The 17,223-nt window shown below is 69.5% G+C and carries 14 protein-coding genes; 11 read left to right on the forward strand and 3 right to left on the reverse strand.

The window, feature by feature from the left end:
- Positions 1 to 173 precede the first annotated feature (173 nt).
- The 4 genes from cobN to CHAN_RS07250 all read left to right on the forward strand — a co-directional run bounded on the left by cobN (position 174) and on the right by CHAN_RS07250 (position 8,217).
- On the forward strand, positions 174 to 3,908 hold the full coding sequence (gene cobN / locus CHAN_RS07235; RefSeq protein ID WP_290288021.1) for a cobaltochelatase subunit CobN: 3,735 nt from the start codon (positions 174 to 176) through the stop codon (positions 3,906 to 3,908).
- A 765-nt stretch (positions 3,909 to 4,673) separates the two neighbouring features.
- The gene (locus CHAN_RS07240; RefSeq protein WP_290288023.1) at positions 4,674 to 5,699 is read left to right on the forward strand and encodes an FxsA family protein; all 1,026 of its coding nucleotides are present in this window, start codon (positions 4,674 to 4,676) and stop codon (positions 5,697 to 5,699) included.
- Positions 5,696 to 7,426, forward strand: coding sequence for an apolipoprotein N-acyltransferase (gene lnt / locus CHAN_RS07245; RefSeq protein WP_290288025.1), 1,731 nt, complete (start codon positions 5,696 to 5,698; stop codon positions 7,424 to 7,426). The genes CHAN_RS07240 and lnt overlap by 4 nt, the downstream gene beginning before the upstream one ends.
- A complete protein-coding gene (locus CHAN_RS07250; protein ID WP_290288028.1) occupies positions 7,426 to 8,217 on the forward strand; it encodes a polyprenol monophosphomannose synthase in 792 nt (263 codons plus the stop codon). Before lnt ends, CHAN_RS07250 begins: the two co-directional genes overlap by 1 nt.
- A 64-nt stretch (positions 8,218 to 8,281) precedes the next feature.
- Here CHAN_RS07250 and CHAN_RS07255 read toward each other — a convergent pair whose 3' ends face one another.
- On the reverse strand, positions 8,282 to 9,079 hold the full coding sequence (locus tag CHAN_RS07255) for a hypothetical protein (protein ID WP_290288031.1): 798 nt from the start codon (positions 9,077 to 9,079) through the stop codon (positions 8,282 to 8,284).
- A 169-nt stretch (positions 9,080 to 9,248) separates the two neighbouring features.
- A complete protein-coding gene (locus CHAN_RS07260) occupies positions 9,249 to 9,638 on the reverse strand; it encodes an RNA polymerase-binding protein RbpA (protein WP_048743541.1) in 390 nt (129 codons plus the stop codon).
- A gap of 140 nt (positions 9,639 to 9,778) precedes the next feature.
- Between CHAN_RS07260 and CHAN_RS07265 the strand changes: the two genes are divergently transcribed.
- The 4 genes from CHAN_RS07265 (at position 9,779) to CHAN_RS07280 (ending at position 11,810) form a co-directional block, all read left to right on the forward strand.
- Positions 9,779 to 10,126, forward strand: coding sequence for a hypothetical protein (locus tag CHAN_RS07265; protein ID WP_290288035.1), 348 nt, complete (start codon positions 9,779 to 9,781; stop codon positions 10,124 to 10,126).
- A 125-nt stretch (positions 10,127 to 10,251) separates the two neighbouring features.
- Positions 10,252 to 10,956 (forward strand): YceI family protein, encoded by a 705-nt coding sequence (locus CHAN_RS07270; protein WP_290288037.1) that lies wholly within the window; start codon positions 10,252 to 10,254, stop codon positions 10,954 to 10,956.
- A gap of 278 nt (positions 10,957 to 11,234) precedes the next feature.
- Positions 11,235 to 11,525: a hypothetical protein gene (locus CHAN_RS07275; protein WP_290288039.1), complete on the forward strand. Its 291-nt coding sequence runs from the start codon at positions 11,235 to 11,237 to the stop codon at positions 11,523 to 11,525.
- A gap of 150 nt (positions 11,526 to 11,675) precedes the next feature.
- Positions 11,676 to 11,810 carry a hypothetical protein gene (locus CHAN_RS07280; protein WP_290288040.1) on the forward strand — a complete coding sequence of 45 codons (135 nt, stop codon included), beginning with the start codon at positions 11,676 to 11,678 and terminating at the stop codon, positions 11,808 to 11,810.
- 22 nt (positions 11,811 to 11,832) lie between these two features.
- Here the strand turns inward: CHAN_RS07280 and CHAN_RS07285 are convergent, their stop codons facing one another.
- Positions 11,833 to 13,269 (reverse strand): PepSY-associated TM helix domain-containing protein, encoded by a 1,437-nt coding sequence (locus tag CHAN_RS07285; RefSeq protein ID WP_290288041.1) that lies wholly within the window; start codon positions 13,267 to 13,269, stop codon positions 11,833 to 11,835.
- Positions 13,270 to 13,321: 52 nt separating this feature from the next.
- Here CHAN_RS07285 and CHAN_RS07290 point away from each other — a divergent pair, with 52 nt between their 5' ends.
- The 3 genes from CHAN_RS07290 to CHAN_RS07300 all read left to right on the forward strand — a co-directional run bounded on the left by CHAN_RS07290 (position 13,322) and on the right by CHAN_RS07300 (position 17,114).
- Positions 13,322 to 14,419: a PhzF family phenazine biosynthesis protein gene (locus CHAN_RS07290; protein WP_290288042.1), complete on the forward strand. Its 1,098-nt coding sequence runs from the start codon at positions 13,322 to 13,324 to the stop codon at positions 14,417 to 14,419.
- Positions 14,420 to 14,661: 242 nt separating this feature from the next.
- Complete coding sequence (locus CHAN_RS07295) at positions 14,662 to 16,023, forward strand: hemolysin family protein (RefSeq protein ID WP_290288044.1); 1,362 nt, start codon at positions 14,662 to 14,664, stop codon at positions 16,021 to 16,023.
- A complete protein-coding gene (locus tag CHAN_RS07300; RefSeq protein ID WP_290288046.1) occupies positions 16,020 to 17,114 on the forward strand; it encodes a hemolysin family protein in 1,095 nt (364 codons plus the stop codon). The genes CHAN_RS07295 and CHAN_RS07300 overlap by 4 nt, the downstream gene beginning before the upstream one ends.
- Positions 17,115 to 17,223: the final 109 nt, after the last annotated feature.

Genomic DNA, 17,223 nt, shown 5'->3' on the forward strand with positions numbered 1-17,223 from the left:
GGTGCCCCGGATCCGGCGGGCGGGTAGGCTACCCGCGAAACGTTCAACCACCCGACCCGGGTGTGGGGAAGCCGGTGGAATTCCGGACGGTCGCGCCACTGTGAGAGTCAGACCCCCACGTTCCGGGAAGCTTGGCCACGGGGCGCGAGATCCCCGGGAAAGGCGCAGCCGCGATGATCCTGCTGCTCTCCACGTCCGACACCGATCTGCTGTCCGCCAGGGCCGCATCGGCCAAGGGGGAGGACGTCGAGTACCGCTGGGCGAACCCCGCCCGCCTGCTCGACGACGACCTGCCGAAGCTCCTCGACGGCGCCGATGTCGCGATCATCCGCCTGCTCGGCGGCCGCAGGGCGTGGGAAGAGGGCATCGACCACGTGATCGCGTCGGGCATCCCGACCGTCCTGGTCTCCGGCGAGCAGGCCCCCGACGCGGAGCTGACGGAGTACTCGACCGTGCCGGCGAACGTGGCCACCACCGCGCACGCCTACCTCGCCGAGGGCGGCGCCGACAACCTGGTGCAGCTGCACAACTTCCTCTCGGACACCCTGCTTTTCACCGGCCTGGGCTTCTCCGAGCCGCAGCGCCTGCCGGCGTGGGGCCACCTCGAACGGGACTGGGATCCCGAACACGACGCGGACGGCGAGACCGCCGCCGCGCCCGCGGCCCCGACGCTCGCCGACGACGCTCCCGTCATTGGCGTGATCTACTACCGCGCCCAGCACCTCGCCGGCAACACCGCCTACGTCTCCGCGCTGTGCGCCGCCATCGAGGAGCGGGGGGCCGTCGCAAAGCCGATCTACGCGGCATCGCTGCGCACCGCCGGCGACGACCTGCTGGACGAGCTGGGCACCTGCGACGCGCTGATCACCACCGTGCTCGCCGCCGGCGGCAACCGCCCCGCGCTGGCCCAAGCCGGCGGGGACGACGGCACCTGGGACGTCGCCGCGCTGGCCAAGCTGGACATGCCGATCATCCAGGGCCTGGCGCTGACCTCGCCGCGCGAGGCGTGGGAGGACAACGACGAGGGCCTGACCCCGCTGGACGTGGCCACCCAGGTCGCCGTCCCCGAGTTCGACGGCCGACTGATCTCGGTGCCGTTCTCGTTCAAGGAGATCGACGCCGACGACCTAATCGCCTACGTCCCCGACTACGAGCGCTGCGCGCGCCTCGCCGGCATCGCCGTCCGCCACGCGCGGCTGCGCCACCTGGCCAACGCCGACAAGAAGATCGCCGTCATGCTGTCGGCGTACCCCACCAAGCACGCGCGCATCGGCAACGCCGTCGGCCTGGACACCCCCGCCTCCACGCTGAAGGTCCTCCACGCGCTGCACGACGCCGGCTACGACCTCGGCGACGTCTCCGCCATCCCCGGATTCGAGGCCTACGGCAAGGCCGACGCCGACTCCGACGCCGAGGCGCGCACCGCCGCGGCCGACGAATTCATGCACGCGATCATCGCCGCCGGCGGCCAGGACCCGGACTGGCTCACCGAAGAGGTCATGGCCGCCAACGAGCTGCGCCTGCCCGCCGACAGCTACTTCGAGCACTTCGAAACCCTGCCCTGGGAACTGCGCGAATCCATGGTCGACCACTGGGGCGAGGCCCCCGGTTCGCTCTACGTCCACCCGAAGACGCAGGACATCTACATCGCGGGCCTGCGCTTCGGCAAGGTCGTGGTCATGGTCCAGCCGCCCCGCGGCTTCGGCGACAACCCCGTGGGCATCTACCACGACCCCGACCTGCCGCCGACCCACCACTACCTGGCCTGCTACCACTGGCTGGCCCGGCCCGCCGATTCCGGCGGCTTCGGCGCCGACGCCGTGGTGCACATGGGCAAGCACGGCAACATGGAGTGGCTGCCCGGCAAGACCCTCGGCCTGTCCGCCGAATGCGGCCCCGACCAGGCCATCGGCGAGCTGCCGCTGATCTACCCCTTCCTGGTCAACGACCCCGGCGAGGGCACCCAGGCCAAGCGCCGCGCCCACGCCACGCTGGTCGACCACATGATCCCCCCGATGGCGCGCGCGGAGTCCTACGGCGACATCACCCGCCTGGAGCAGCTGCTCGACGAGCACCAGAACATCTCCGCCATGGACCCGGCGAAGCTGCCGGCCATCCGCCAGGAAATCTGGACGCTGATCTCGGCGGCGCAGATGGACCGCGACCTCGGCTGGGAGGAGCGCCCCGACGAGGACGTCTTCGACGACATGCTCATGCACGTCGACGGCTGGCTCTGCGAGATCAAGGACGCCGCCATCCGCGGCGGCCTGCACATCCTCGGCCGCGCGCCGTCGGGGGAGGACCTCTCCGGCACGGTCGCGACGATGCTGCGCGCCCGCCAACTGTGGGGCGGCGAGTTCACGCTGCCGGGCCTGCGCGAGTCGCTGGGCCTGGCCGAGGACGGCTCCGACGAGCGCGTCGACGTCGACCGCATCGACGGCATCGCCACCTCGCTGGTCACCGCGCTGATCGACGATCCGGCCGTCGACCTCGGCTCCTTGGCGGAGGACGTCATCGGCGCCAACGGGCTGGAAGCGTCGGCGGCGGGCACCGTCGTCAAGCTCCTGGAGTTCACCCGCGACGAAATCCTGCCGCGCCTGGCCGAAACCGCCGGCGAGATCCCGCGCGTCCTCCACGCGCTGGACGGCGGGTTCATCCCCGCCGGGCCGTCCGGCTCGCCGCTGCGCGGCCTGGTCAACGTGCTGCCCACCGGCCGGAACTTCTACTCCGTCGACCCGAAGGCCATCCCGTCGCGGCTGGCGTGGGAAACCGGCGAGCGGCTGGCCGACGGTTTGATCGAGCGGTTCCGCGCCGACCACGACGGCGAATACCCCAAGTCCGTCGGCCTGTCCGTGTGGGGCACGTCCGCCATGCGCACCTCCGGCGACGACATCGCCGAAGTCCTCGCGCTGCTGGGCGTGCGCCCGGTGTGGGACGAGGCGTCGCGGCGCATCACCGGCCTCGAGGTCATCGGCGCCGAGGAGCTGGGGCGTCCCCGCATCGACGTCACCGTGCGCATCTCCGGGTTCTTCCGCGATGCGTTCCCGCACGTCATCGATTTGCTTGACGACGCCGTCGCGCTCGTCGCGGGCCTCGACGAAGCCGACGACGTCAACTACGTCCGGGCGCACGCGAAGGCCGATGCGGCGGAAGCGGGCGATGGTGAAGGCGCGGTCGAACTCCGCCCCCGCCGCATCTTCGGTTCCAAGCCGGGCACCTACGGCGCGGGCCTGCTGCAGCTGATCGACTCCGGGTCGTGGCGCGACGACGAGGACCTCGCCGCCGTGTACACCACCTGGGGCGGCTACGCCTACGGCCGCGGCGTCGACGGCGCCCCCGCCGCCGACGAGATGCGCACCGCCTACCGCCGCATCCAGGTCGCCGCGAAGAACGCCGACACCCGCGAGCACGACATCGCGGACTCCGACGATTACTTCCAGTTCCACGGTGGCATGGTCGCCACCGTGCGCGCGCTGACCGGCAAGGACCCCGAGGCGTACATCGGCGATTCGACGCGGCCCGACGCCGTGCGCACCCGCACCCTCCACGAGGAGACCCGCCGCGTGTTCCGCGCCCGCGTGGTCAACCCCCGCTGGATGTCGGCGATGCGCGCCCACGGCTACAAGGGCGCGTTTGAGATGGCCGCGACGGTGGACTACCTGTTCGGCTACGACGCCACCACCGGCGTCATGGACGACTGGATGTACGAGACCCTCACCGACGAGTACGTGGCGAACCCGGAGAACCGCGAGTTCTTCGACAAGTCGAACCCGTGGGCGCTGCACGACATTTCGGAGCGGCTGCTCGAGGCCGCCGACCGCGAGATGTGGGAGAACCCCGACGAGGAGCGGCTGGAGCTGCTGCGGCGGACGTTCCTCGAGACGGAAGGCGAGCTCGAGGACCGGTAGCGCCGGTGGCGGCGGCGGTGCTCAGTCTCCTCCGGTCGTGTCTCCCCTCGGTCAGGGTTTCCGGGGTCGCCCGGTGATTGGGGCACGACCGGAGGGGGCCGAGCGCCGCCGACGCCTTTCCAGCATGTCATGCGCGGTGGCCGCTGGCCTTCTTTTGTCCGGCCGGCCACCCCGGGCGCGCAACCCATGCGCCGCGGAAGTCACCCACCCTCGCGCGGACCATCCACGGCGGCGATCGCCGGATGGCCCTCGTCCAGCCGCACCCCGGTCGATCCGAACCGCAATCCGTGATCCCGTCGCGCCACCCATGCGCCGCGGAAGTCACCCACCCTTGCGCGGACCATCCACGGCGGCGATCGCCGGATGGCCCTCGTCCAGCCGCCCCCCGGCCGATTCCGACCACGATCCGTGATCCCGTCGCGCCACTTTCGTCTCAACTTTCACACCCGTTGACTTAGCGCATTCATACACACTTTTCGTTGCTCGAAACCGCCGAAATCACCCCAAATCCGCAGTTCCGAGCAACAAAAGGTGTGTATGAATTTCCTGAGTGAGAACCAGTGGCGAATCCGAGCCGGCGGGTGATCCACCGCGGAGTTCACACGACGGCGGGATCGAGATGGCCGGCAATTCATCCCTCGGACCACGCAACGACGGACGCGAACCGGCGGGTGATCCACCATGGAGTTCGTCCAACGGCGGACGCGAGCCAGCGGGCCATCCCGCGCCCCGGCCGCACGACGGCGGGCGGGTAGGCTTGGCCGCATGTCAAGGGTCCTCTTCCCGCTGTATTTGATCATCGAACTGGTCGCCTTCATCGCGGTCTCCAAGTGGATCGGCGTCGGCTGGGCGCTGCTCGCGCTTGGCGGCCTTTTCATCGTCGGCGTGGTCACCGCGGCGTGGGAAATGCGCCGCCTGACGCAGCGCGCAATGGACGACGCGATCGCCGCGCAGGAAGCGATGGGCGGCCCCGGCGCCATGGGTCACGGCAGCCCGATGGGCAACCAGGGCGAACCAGGCCACGGAGGATCGATGGGCGCGACCGGCCAGGCCGGCGATTCGGACGCGGCCGGTGACGACATCATCGACCCCGCCGACCGAGAGAAGCGCGCCCGCCGCGCACTGGCCTCGGCGGGAACTCTCGTCGTGGATTCGGCGATGCTCATGGTCGGGTGCGTGCTGCTGGCGATCCCGGGGTTCGTCACGACGATCTTCGGCCTGCTGTTGATCCTGCCGCCGACGCGGTGGCTGATCCGCACGGTCGGCGGCGCGTCGCTGGCGGCGTGGTTCCAGCGCACGGGGTCGAAGAGCATGTTCGTGGTCCAGCGGTACGGCGTGAAGTACGGCGACGACGGCGCCGAGGTCATCGACCACGACGACCCGTCCTCCCCATCCGCCCCCTCGGGACCGGCGGGTCCGCGCTCCACGGCGGACGACGCCTCCGCACCTCGCCGCCTCGGCCGGGGCACCGGCGAGCGCATCACGTTCGACGTTCCCGACGACGCCTCCGCGCTCGACGACTGGGCGCGTGACGACGAGAAGAGGCGCGGCGGCACCGGCGACCCCATGGTCATCGATGAAGGCCCCGATTCCGGCTCGGACAAGCGTGCGGGCGGAACCCAGAACAAGGGCAACGACAAGGGCAAGAGCGAGAACCCCGACTCCAACAAGCGCCGGGGCGAGAACCCCGACAACCCCGGCAACGCCGAGCCCGGCTCCGACAAGCGCCCGGACGAAAACCCGAACCAGAACACGGACGGGAACGCCGGCGGCCCGGAGCCGCGCGGATGATCCACCTGCGCAAACGCGGCCCGGTCCTGATCCGATTCGCGGCCGCGGCGGTCGGCGGCGCCTTCGTGGCGTGGTCGTTTCAGCCGGTGGGCCTGTGGTGGTTGGCGTGGCTGGGAGTGGCGGGCCTGCTGGTCGCGCTGCTCGGACGCCCGTCGTGGGGCGCGACCGTCGGCATGGCGGTGATCTGGGGGTTCACCACGTCGATGATCGCGCTGCCGTGGATCTCCGAGTTCGTCGGCGCCATGCCGTATGTCGCGTTGTCCGTCACGCTCGGCTTGATGCAGATCCCCGGTGTGCTGCTGGCGCGGTTCATCCTCGGGGCGGACGGGCGCGGCACCGGCCCCCGCACCCCGGCGGCCGTGCCGTGGCCGGTCCGCGCGGTTGGCGCAGCGGCCGCGATCCTGGCGGGTGAGGCGCTGCTGGCGCGTTGGCCGTTCGGCGGGTTCCCGTGGTTGCGCATCGGCTGGGGCCAGCTCGGAAGCCCGCTTGACGACGCCGCCGTCCTCGGAGGAGTTGCCCTCGTCGGTTTCTTGGCGGTGTTGGTTTCCGCGGGTCTGGCGTCGTTCGTCGTCAAGCAATGGGCTACCGGCCTGGTGCTGATCCTGCTGCCGCTCGCGGTCGGCCTCGTGGCGCAGCCCGCGGCGGGGGAGAACGCGGCCACCGTGCGCATCGCCGCGGTGCAGGGCAACGTGCCGCGGCTGGGGATGGACTTCAACGCGCAACGGCGGGCGGTGCTGAAGAACCACGCCGACGCCACGCGCGCGCTCGCCGCCCGGGTGCGCGACGGCGCCGAACCGCGGCCGGACCTGGTGGTGTGGCCGGAGAACTCGTCGGATGTCAGCCCGTTCCGGGATCCGGAGGCGGCGCGGATCATCGACGCGGCGGCGAAGGACATCAAGGCGCCGATCATCGTGGGGACGTTCACCTACGACGACGGCGTGCAGAACACCATGGTCCTGTGGGACCCGGTCGACGGCCCCGTCGACGGGCAGCGCCACGAGAAGATCTACCTGCAGCCCTTCGGCGAGACCATGCCGTTCCGCGATCTGCTGCGGCGCATCACGCCGCTGGTCGACCGCGCGGGCGACATGACGCCGGGCAGCGGCGACGGGGTGATCCGGGTGGACCTGGATCGCGGTGCGGAAGGCGGCGGGGAAGGCGGCGCGGACGAAAACGGCGGGGAAGCGCGCGGCGGCGATGATGGCGGGAACGGCACGCGCGAGGGCCAGGGCGAAATCGGTGCCGCCAACGGCGCCCGCGCGGTGGTCGACACCATCGCGATGGGCATCGCCACCTGCTACGAGGTCGTGTTCGACGATGCCTTCCGCGACGCGGTGAACAACGGCGCGACGATCCTGGCCACGCCCACGAACAACGCCACCTTCGGCTTCACCGACATGACGTACCAGCAGCTGGCCATGAGCCGCATGCGCGCCATCGAGTTCGACCGCGCCGTCGTCGTCGCCGCGACCAGCGGCGTCAGCGCCATCGTCGGCCCGGACGGGTCGGTGGAGCAGGAGACGGGGATCTTCGAGCAGCATGTGCTCACCGCGGACCTGCCGCTGCGCGACAACCTCACCTTCGCCGCCCGGTATGGTGGAGCGGTGGAGTGGGCCATCGTCGCCCTCGCCGCGTTCGCGCTGATCGCAGCCGTGCGCCGTGCCGCAGCCGCGGTCGCCGCGGCCCGCGAGGACGAACACCAGCAGGATTCCCGTAAGGAGCGATAGTGTCCAAGCCGAGTGACAGCACCCTCGTCATCATCCCGACGTTCAACGAGCGGGAGAACCTGCCTCTCGTCGTCGGCCGCCTGCGCGCGGCGCAGCCGGACGTGCATGTTCTCGTCGTCGACGATTCCTCGCCGGACGGCACGGGCGACGTCGCCGACGAGCTGGCCGCCGAGGCGCCGGAGCAGATCCACGTCCTGCACCGCGAGAGCAAGGGCGGCCTGTGGGGCGCCTACCGCGCGGGCTTCGAGTGGGGCCTGCAGCGCGACTACCGGGTGCTGTGCGAGATGGACGCCGACGGTTCGCACGCCCCCGAGCAGCTGCATCTGCTTCTCGACGCCGTCGATGCGGGAGCCGATCTGGTCATCGGGTCGCGTTACGTGCCGGGTGGTTCGACGGTGAACTGGCCGGCGTCGCGCAAGATCCTGTCGCGCGGCGGCAACCTGTACATCTCCGTGCTGCTGGGCGCCGGGGTGCGGGACATCACCGCCGGCTACCGCGCGTTCCGCCGCGAGGTGCTGGAGATGCTGGACCTCGATGGGATCGGCAAGGAGGCGTACCTGTTCCAGACGGAGATCGGCTGGAAGGCCGTGCAGGCCGGTTTCGACGTCCGCGAGGTGCCCATCACCTTCACCGAGCGCGTGTACGGCGAGTCGAAGCTGTCGGGCAGCTTCGTCACCGATTCGCTGACGGCCGTGACCAAGTGGGGCATCGGCTACCGCGCCGGCCAGCTGCGCGACATCGCGGAGGAAGTGTCCCGCCTGGCCAAGCATTCGATCAAGAAGCGGTTCTGACGGGCATTCGCCGCTTTACGGCGCCGCACCATACCTGATGGTCCGCACCATCCCGATAACGGCTTTACGACGACGCCGCACCATCCTGGATGGGCGGCGCCTCCGCGTTTTCGATGCGGTGGTCGATCAACCGCGCGACATGGCCGATCTCCAGGCCGGAGAAGACGATGTCGGGGATGATCACTTTCCGCCGCGGGCGGGTCCTGCCCAGGAACACGGTTTCCTGACGGGGGTCCAGGAGAACATGAAGGGCCGTGTTTCCTCGGGTGACGACGTATTTCGTGCGGCATTCCTCCGTCAGTTCCACGTCGGCGGCGCTGAGCGTTCCGATTCGGACGTGAAGCCGATTTCCGGAGATGCGGATGCATGATTGCCCGGCGGACATCATCGCGAGGATGCAGGCGAAGAGAAACATGAACACGGCCAGGGCCCACGGCGCCGCCGAACCCCCGGGAAATGATCCGCCGCCATCGTCGGCCAGTCCGAAGAATGCGAACATCGCCGCCAACGACATCATCAGCCCGATTGCGCCCAGCAGCTGCGGTTGGGGGAATCGCGCCTCGATGTCCACGTCATCACCGGAAACGCGGATTCGCGCACGGGCGGCGGGATGCGTCAAAAATGGGAACCACAGCAGGCCGACCAATACCGTCCCGAAAAAGGTGCCGGACGCGATCATGAAGAATGGGCCGGCGGGCGGAGTCGCCGCCACGACCCACGTGGCCAGCCCGGCGGCGACGGATACGACCAGGACCGTTCCGGCCCACTTTCCGGCGAAGGACCGGCGGTCACGCCGTTGCTTGGCCTCGAGCTCGCGGAATGGCGCAAGGACCTTATCGCGCCGATCCGGCAGCTTCTTCATGCGCGCCCACCCCCTCATCCGAACCGACCAAGCTGCATTCTCACGACGATAGGGCACGTGCGGGCCGGCGGATTCGGCGAACGGCCGAAAAGAACGATCCGACCCGGAAGGACCATGTGGCCTTCCGGGTCGGATCGTCGTGAGGCGTTCGTGCGCCGGGGGAGGAAACCTACTTGTTCTCGGCCTCGGCGGCCTCCGCCTCCTGCTGCTGCTTGAGCAGCCGGGCGGCGTTGCGGCGGCGCTTGCGCAGCAGGTCGACGCGCTCGTCGAGCAGGACGTCGAGCTCCTCGAGGGAACGGCGCTCGCGGAGCATGTCCCAGTGGGTGCGCGGCGGCTTCACGGGCTTCGCCTCGGTGCCCTCGCCCTCGACCAGCTTGCCGATCTGGCCGTTCTTGCACAGCCACTCGCCGGGGATCTCGGCGTCATCGGCGAAGGGGACCTCGAAAATGCCGTCTTCGGTCTGGTAACGGACCATGCGGCGGGGCGCGAGGTCGTGGTCGCGGTCGGTCTCGTAGGAGACGGCGCCCATGCGGCTGCCGCGAAGAACTCGATCTGCCATGGTGTGGCGGCCCTTCTTCCAAAATGTTCGGGGATGGGACGGGGATGGGGGCGGGCGGCGGAGCAATCTCCGCCGCCACGCTCCCGAAACGCTGACCCTCGATTATAACCCCTGGGTGCGGGGCGTGCCATAATCCGGTCGTGACCGTCAACGACACCGCCCATTGCGAATGGTGCGGCAGGGAAATCGCCCTGTCGCCCCGCGGCCGGCGCCGCAAGTACTGCGACCAGACGTGCCGCCAGCGGGCCTACGAGCACCGGCGCGCCGAGGCCGCGGCCGCCGCGGGGGCCGGCGGTGCGGGCGCGGGGGAGCGGGCGGCCGGGTTGTCGGACGAACGCTTGGCGACGTTGCGCGACGGGCTCTTCGCGCTGCGGTGCGCGGCGGAAGACGTCGAAACCGCGGTCGGCGAGGGCGCCGACGCCGGAGAAGTGGCGGCGATGTGCCGCGAGTTGGTGGTCAAGGCGCGGGAGCTGGAGCATTTCCGCTGAACCCGGGCGCGCAGGCCGTCGTAAAGTGAAGTGCGCCACAGGGGGAGAGGTAAACGGCGAAAACAACAGCTCCGCGGCGGGGCCCGATGCCACTTAAGGGCGCCTGAGGGGATACCATGACGGGTATGAATTCGGGCATGAAGAAGTCGATCGTGACGCTGGTCGCGGTGGCGGTGGTCGCGTTGGCGATCGTCATCGTCGGCCCCGTTCTGTACCGCGTGATCACGTCCGAGGGCGTGCGCACCGGCGGCGTGGACACCGCCAACGTCCAGCCGGCCACAACGGACCGCAACGGCACCTGGGAGGTCGCCCGGTCCGGCGCCGGCACGAGCACGTCGGTCGGATACACGTTCAACGAGCTGCTGCCGGGCAGCCAGCGGACGACGTCCGGCTCCACGCACGACGTGACCGGCACGTTCGAGATCGTCGGCGACACCCTGAAGTCCGGGTCGCTGGTCGTGGACATGGAGACCCTGCGGTCCGACGACATGAAGCGAGACAACAACGTCCGCGACACCATCTTCAGCACGGAGTCGTACCCGGAGGCGAAGTTCGAGGTGTCCGGCGACACCGACCTGACGGTCGTGCCGGATGATGGCACGCCCGCCGACGTCCAGGTGCCGGGCCGGCTGACCATCCGCGGGGTGACCAACGACGTCGTCGTGCCGCTGCAGGTCATGCGCCACGGAGATCACGTGCTCATGTCCGGCACGCTCGAGTTCAACCGCCTGGACTACAACGTGCGCACGCCGGACTTCGTGGCGGCGTCCGTCGACGAGAACGGCGAGCTGAACCTGCGCATCGTGCTGCGCAAGGCCGAGGCAAAGTAGCTCGGACAGTCCCGGGGTGGCCGCGGAGTCGCCGTCGAGTTGCCGCGGCCGACCCGAGGACCGTGCCGGCCCGGCCGACTGACCGAGAAACGGACCGGCCGGCCCGAGAGCCAAGCAAGGAATCGGCTTGAAAGACCCCGGGGCGCCGCCCGAAGCGCGCCCGGGGCTTCATCATTACGTCACAGTGACGTTTTGAAGGGGCACTCCGGTATAGTCCCGAAACGGTCCGAACACGGCCTGGAACGGCCCGACACGATCCGAACACGAAAGAGAGACCCATGTACGAGAAAATGATCCTGGCGCGCCGGGTGCGCATGGCGATGCTGGTCGTGTTCGTCCTTTTCGTCGCATGGCAGAAGCTGTGGATCCTGGCCGTCATCGGCCTGGCGCTCATGGCGCTGACCGTGTGGCAGACCAAGCGCCTGCGCGAGGAGATCGCCGTACGCACCGCGGCGGAGAACGCGGGCGTGCCGTACGGGCCGGCGGCCAACGTCGTGGATGATTCCACCCGCGGCTTCGAGGACGGCACCGGCGGCGCCCGGGGACCCAAGAAGCGCCGTACGCACTGACGCAGGCGAGGTCATGACGCACCGCCGGCAGGCCCCCTCTCACCCGGTGTCCGATAATATACATTATGACATTCCGGACAAGGCGGTTCTCCCCTCGCATTTCGGTTTCCCCTCACATGGCTCCGCCCCTCACATGGATCCGCGCCTCGCGTGGCGCAGCGCCCGAGCGCCCCGGGTTCGCCGTCGGCACGATGCTTCCTGAAGCTCGACCCCCGGACCGTCGTCATCGACCGCACCCGCCGCCGCTTCCATGCGGCCAACATCGGCGTTGCCGACATGAGCTGAGGCGGCCCGGGCGACGCGCATTTCAACGCCTTCGCAGTCGATCCCACACCATGCTGCCGACGACGAATGCGAGGCACGTGACTCCGAACACCGGCGCGAGCACCGCGTATGCGGCCACGGCGACGACGAGAACGCCCAGTCGCCAGTCCCGGGCCACTCGAACGGGTCGGGCCGGCGGCGAAGCCAACCTGAACCCATCCCCTCGCGCCGGACGGCGTTGCCACCACATGCGGTAACCCAGAACGATCATCGCGATGATCGCAGCCGCCAGTCCACCCAACACGATCTGGTTGGCGATGCCGAACAACGTGCCCATGTGCAGCTGAATGATCCATGCGGTGGCCTTCGCTGCGAACGGCCAATCGTCGAAAAGTAAACGGTGGACGATTTCGCCCGTGGCACCGTCGACGGCAACCGAATCGTTCTTCAGGCGGTACGCGGCACGATTCTCGGTGGCGGACCAAGCCTGGCCGGCCTCCTTCGGCGGCGTCAGCGTGACGGGGCGCGCCAGTTCCCCATCGACGGCCGCCGCCACCCGATCGATCTCGGCACCGCGAACCCGGCCGGATCCGGCTGCGCTTTCCCCGGCGCCGTGGTCCCCATGCCCCGACCCGGCGGAGCCCGACGCCGCGCCGGACGCGCCGAGGTCCGTGGAAACCTTCGGCGTACCCCAGTTGAGGGCGGTGCGCAGTTCGCTGATGTTGTCGCCCGCCACCGAAGACCAGGTGAGACCCGAAAAGGTGAGGAATACCAGGCCGACCGCGATCACCGTTCCGGTCGCTCCATGCCACCGCAGGCTCCGCACCCGGTTCCGCGCGCCCTTCACCCGGAGCATTGCGGCAATGGCACCGCCCGTCGTGCGGCGTACCCGATTGCGTTGCCACCACAGGATGACTCCTCCGACGGCGAGCACTCCGAGCCACGATGCCGCGATCTCCGAGTAGAGGCGGCCGGGCTGCCCCAGCCACGCCATCCGGTGCCCTTCGGAAATCCACTGGCGCAAGGGCAACGCCGCGGAACTGCCGTATTGCGTCATGTCGCCGGTGATCTCCCCGGAACGCGGGTCGACGAACACCGCGCGCGAGGTCGACTTGGGCAATGTCGGGTCGTTGAAGAGCACGCGCACCGTTGCGCGTGGATCATCGTCGAGCCGAATGCCGGCGAGGTCCAAGTCCGGGTGCCGCCGTTGCGCGATGTCGACCAGCTCACTCACGGGTTTGGCCTCCCCTTCGCCCGTGGCGGTCAACGCTTCGTCGTAGACGATGGTCTCCAAAGTGGGCGCGAAGGCGTATGCCAATCCGGTGGCCGCCGCGAAAAGGATCAGCGGGGCGCAGATGATGCCGGCGAAAAAGTGCATCCGAAGGAGCAACTTGCGGATGCCAGCTGCCGGCGAGCCCGCACCGTCCGATTGCGCACCGGACTCGACCGGGTCAACTCGTGATGATTCTGTAAGGGTCATGTTCAGTAGTCGCGCGCGGACGCCGAAGAGTTCCCCCTGCTAGCCTCGTGACATGAGGGAACCCACCGGCCACGCATCCACGCACCTGGACCTCGAGATCGCGCAAATCGACGCGTTCACCGACACCGTCTTCGGCGGCAATCCGGCGGCGGTCGTCCACCTGTCGGAATGGCCGTCCGACGAAACGCTGCAGGCCATCGCCGCGGAGAACAACCTTTCGGAGACCGCTTTTCTCGTCGGCCGCATCCCTGACGACGCCCCCGCCGCGCCGTCGAACTCCCCGGCCCACCACTTGCGCTGGTTCACCCCGACCGTCGAGATCGAACTCTGCGGCCACGCCACCCTCGCCGCCGCCGCGCATCTCTTCGCCGCGCTGGACGCCGGCTGCGGAGGCTTCGGCGCCTGCGACGGAGACGATTCGCTTGACGACGGTCCCTCCGCCTCGCCCGACCGCCTGGACTTCTGGACAATGTCCGGGTGGCTCAGCGTGACGCGCACGCGGGGCGAATGCGGCGACGGAGCCACCGGACGCGCCGCGGCCCCCGACTTGTTCACTCTGGACTTCCCCGCCGATCCGCCCTCTCCCCTCGACGCCGACTCCCCCGCATTGTCCGCCGAAGCCAAGACCGACATCGAGATGAGCGCCGGCGGAAAGGTCAGCCCGATGACCGCCGACCCCGTCGTCATGGCGGGCCGCCTGCGCACGACCATCGCCGACGCGCTGGGCATCGACGCGGCATCGATCACGGACATCCTGTCGGGGCGGACGATGCTCCTGGTGGTCGTCGACTCCCCCGAGCTGATCCGGCCGCTCTCCCCCGACTTCCCCGCCGTCGCGCGCATCGCGCGACACGGGATCATCGTCACCGCCGACACCACCGGCGTCACCGACGGCGATGACGCCGGCCACGACATCGTCTCCCGCTACTTCGCGCCCGGCATCGGCATCGACGAGGACCCCGTCACCGGCGCCGCGCACTGCGTGCTCGGCCCCTTCTGGTTCACCGAACTCGGCCGCGACCGCCTCACCGCGCACCAGGCATCCGCGCGCGGCGGACTGCTGCACCTCGAAGCGGCCGACGAACGCATCAAAATCTCGGGCAATGCCGTGCGGTACATGTCGGGCACGATCCGGATACCCGCACGGTAAACACAGTTAAACACGGGCCGTCGTCACGCAAATGCCCTGATCGCCCAGGGCGAAACCTCTCCCCCGCGGGTGCGCGGGGGCCGGAGAAACCTATAAAATCGCGCCATGCCCCCAGAGCGATCCACAACGACGCGGGTTCCCGCGGAGTCCACCGACGACTCCGCCGCAGCCGAACCCTCCCGAAGTCCCGATTCCGCCCGAGCGGCGGAATCACCCGCCGGCGCCGCAGGGGGTGAGCGCCGATGATCTGGTCCGCGGCCATCCTGCTGGTGGTTCTCCTGCTGCTCGTCCTGGGCAACGCGCTGTTCGTCGCCGTCGAGTTCTCCTACCTGACCGTCAACCGCAACGACGTCAGGCGACGCATCGACGACGGCGACGCGACGGCCGCGCTCATCGACAAGGCGCTGACCAAAACCTCCACGAACCTGTCCGGCGCGCAGCTCGGCATCACCCTGACCAGCCTCATCGCCGGCTTCCTCACCGCGCCGTCCGTCGGCGTGCTCTTCCGCGAGGGATTGGGGCTCACCGGCCTCGACCGTGGCGTGGTCGCGGCGATTTCCACGACGGGCGCGTTCATCCTGGTCACGTTCACGCAGATGGTGTTCGGCGAGCTGGTGCCCAAGAACTGGGCCATCGCCCAGCCGATGCGCGTGGCCGACCTGGTGGTGCGCCCCCAGAACGTCTTCATGTTCCTGCTCGGCTGGCTGGCGCGGATGCTCAACGGCGCGGCCAACCGCGTCCTGCGCTGGCTCGGGCTGACCCCCGAAGAGGAGCTCGCGTCGGCCCGCACCGCCGAAGAGCTGCTCGCCGTCGTGTCCCGGTCCGGCGACGAAGGCACCCTCGTCAGCTCCACCGCCGAGCTGGTCGCCCGCTCCATCGAGTTCGGCGACCGCACCGCGGCGGACGTCATGACGCCCCGCCCGCGCGTGCGCTTCATCGAGGACGAAACCGTCGCCGAAGCCCTCGACGCCGTCGCCGAAACGGGCCACGCCCGCTTCCCCGTCTTCGCCGACAACGTCGACGACATCACCGGCGTCATCCACTACAACCGGCTGCTCACCGTGCCCTTCGACCAGCGCGCGACCACTCCGGCCGCGTCCGTCGCCGAACCGGTGCACGTGGTCTCCGATTCGATGACCCTCGACCCGCTCATGCGCGAGCTGCGCGAAACCCCGACCCAGCTCGCGGTCGTCGTCGACGAATACGGCGGCACGGCGGGCATCGTCACGCTCGAGGACCTGGTGGAGGAGATCGTCGGCGAAATCGACGACGAGCAGGACGAGGAAACCCGCGACCACCACCGCATCGACGACTCCACCCTGCTCGTCTCCGGCCTCATCCGCCCCGACGAACTCGGCGACCTGGTGGACCTGGACATGCCCGAGGGCGACGAATCCGACACCATCGGCGGGCTGATCACCGAAAAGCTCGACCGCATGCCGCACGTCGGCGACGTCGTCCGCCTCGACGCGCTGGACCACGCCCACCGCGACGAAGACGACCTGCCCACCACCGCGCAGGTGGAGCTCCGCGTGCAGAAGATGGCCCGCCGCCGCATCGGCCGGGTCCGCGTCACCGTGACCCGGGAGGAGGACGCCACATGACCACCGCAACGGCAATCATCGTGCTCGTGGCCATGCTGGCCCTCAACGCGTTCTTCGTCGCCGCGGAGTTCGCCATGGTCTCCGCCCGCCGCGATCAGGTCGAGCCGATGGCCCTGGCCGGCCGCCCCGGCGCGAAGCACGCGCTGCGCGGCATCGAGGACGTGTCGGTGCAGCTCGCCGCCACGCAGCTGGGCATCACCGCATGTTCGCTGATCATCGGCGCGGTCGGCGAACCCGCCATCGCCTCGCTGTTCGAGGGGCCCTTCCGCTCCTGGGGCCTGCCCGAGGGCCTGGCGCACCCGGTGGCGCTGGTCATCGCGCTGCTGATCGTGACCTTCCTGCACATGGTGCTCGGCGAGATGGTGCCCAAGAACATAGCCATCGCCAAGCCCCCGACCACCGCGGCGATGATCGCGGTGCCGTTGCGCATCTTCGTGGTGGTCATGCGGCCGTTCATCTCGCTGATGAACGCCAGCGCCAACTTCCTGGTGCGCACGCTGTTCAAGGCCACGCCGAAGGACGAGGTCGACTCCGCATTCACGTCCGCGCAGGTCCAGGACTTCGTCGCGGAATCGGGCCGGCAGGGACTGCTTGACGACGATGAAATCTCCCTCCTGCAGGGAGCCCTCACGTTCGAGCGGCTCACCGCGGCCGACGTGATGCTCCCGCCGGAGACCCTGGTCACAGTCACGCGGGAGGTCACGCCGGCGGAGCTGGAGGAGCTGTGCGCCGACACCGGATTCTCCCGGTACCCCGTGATGGAGGACGGCGCATGCGTCGGCTACGTCCACGTCAAGGATGCCATCCGCCTGCCCGCCGAGATTCGCGACGACGCCATCCCGGGCATGCTCATCCGCGATCCCTCGCGGGTGCGCTCCGACGAGAAGCTGCAGACCGTCATGCGCGCCATGCAGCGCGACCAGACGCACTTCGCGCTGGTCGAGCAGGCGGACGTCGTCGGCCCCGCCGAACCCGGCGAATCCGGGGCGACGACCATCGCCGACCTGGACCGGCGCTACGCGGGCATCATCGCCTTCGAGGACGTCCTCGAGGAACTGGTCGGCGAGGTCCGCGAGGCCACGTCGACGTAGGCGCCGCGCTCCCCGTCCCTGCACCGGGAACGCGAAAACCGGCCCGCACATCGGATGATGTGCGGGCCGGCCCGTCGTAAAGCGAACCCGGGAATGTCCCGGGCAACCG

It is taken from the genome of Corynebacterium hansenii (assembly GCF_030408795.1).
Taxonomy (GTDB): domain Bacteria; phylum Actinomycetota; class Actinomycetes; order Mycobacteriales; family Mycobacteriaceae; genus Corynebacterium; species Corynebacterium hansenii.

Excerpts from the sequence above, each read along its gene's own strand:
- CHAN_RS07275 (WP_290288039.1), top strand. The coding sequence starts at position 11,235 with ATGTACGAGAAAATGATCCTGGCGCGCCGGGTGCGCATGGCGATGCTG.
- CHAN_RS07255 (WP_290288031.1), bottom strand. The coding sequence starts at position 9,079 with ATGAAGAAGCTGCCGGATCGGCGCGATAAGGTCCTTGCGCCATTCCGC.
- CHAN_RS07285 (WP_290288041.1), bottom strand. The coding sequence starts at position 13,269 with ATGACCCTTACAGAATCATCACGAGTTGACCCGGTCGAGTCCGGTGCG.
- CHAN_RS07295 (WP_290288044.1), top strand. The coding sequence starts at position 14,662 with ATGATCTGGTCCGCGGCCATCCTGCTGGTGGTTCTCCTGCTGCTCGTC.
- lnt (WP_290288025.1), top strand. The coding sequence starts at position 5,696 with ATGATCCACCTGCGCAAACGCGGCCCGGTCCTGATCCGATTCGCGGCC.
- CHAN_RS07300 (WP_290288046.1), top strand. The coding sequence starts at position 16,020 with ATGACCACCGCAACGGCAATCATCGTGCTCGTGGCCATGCTGGCCCTC.
- CHAN_RS07290 (WP_290288042.1), top strand. The coding sequence starts at position 13,322 with ATGAGGGAACCCACCGGCCACGCATCCACGCACCTGGACCTCGAGATC.
- CHAN_RS07260 (WP_048743541.1), bottom strand. The coding sequence starts at position 9,638 with ATGGCAGATCGAGTTCTTCGCGGCAGCCGCATGGGCGCCGTCTCCTAC.
- CHAN_RS07270 (WP_290288037.1), top strand. The coding sequence starts at position 10,252 with ATGAATTCGGGCATGAAGAAGTCGATCGTGACGCTGGTCGCGGTGGCG.
- cobN (WP_290288021.1), top strand. The coding sequence starts at position 174 with ATGATCCTGCTGCTCTCCACGTCCGACACCGATCTGCTGTCCGCCAGG.
- CHAN_RS07240 (WP_290288023.1), top strand. The coding sequence starts at position 4,674 with ATGTCAAGGGTCCTCTTCCCGCTGTATTTGATCATCGAACTGGTCGCC.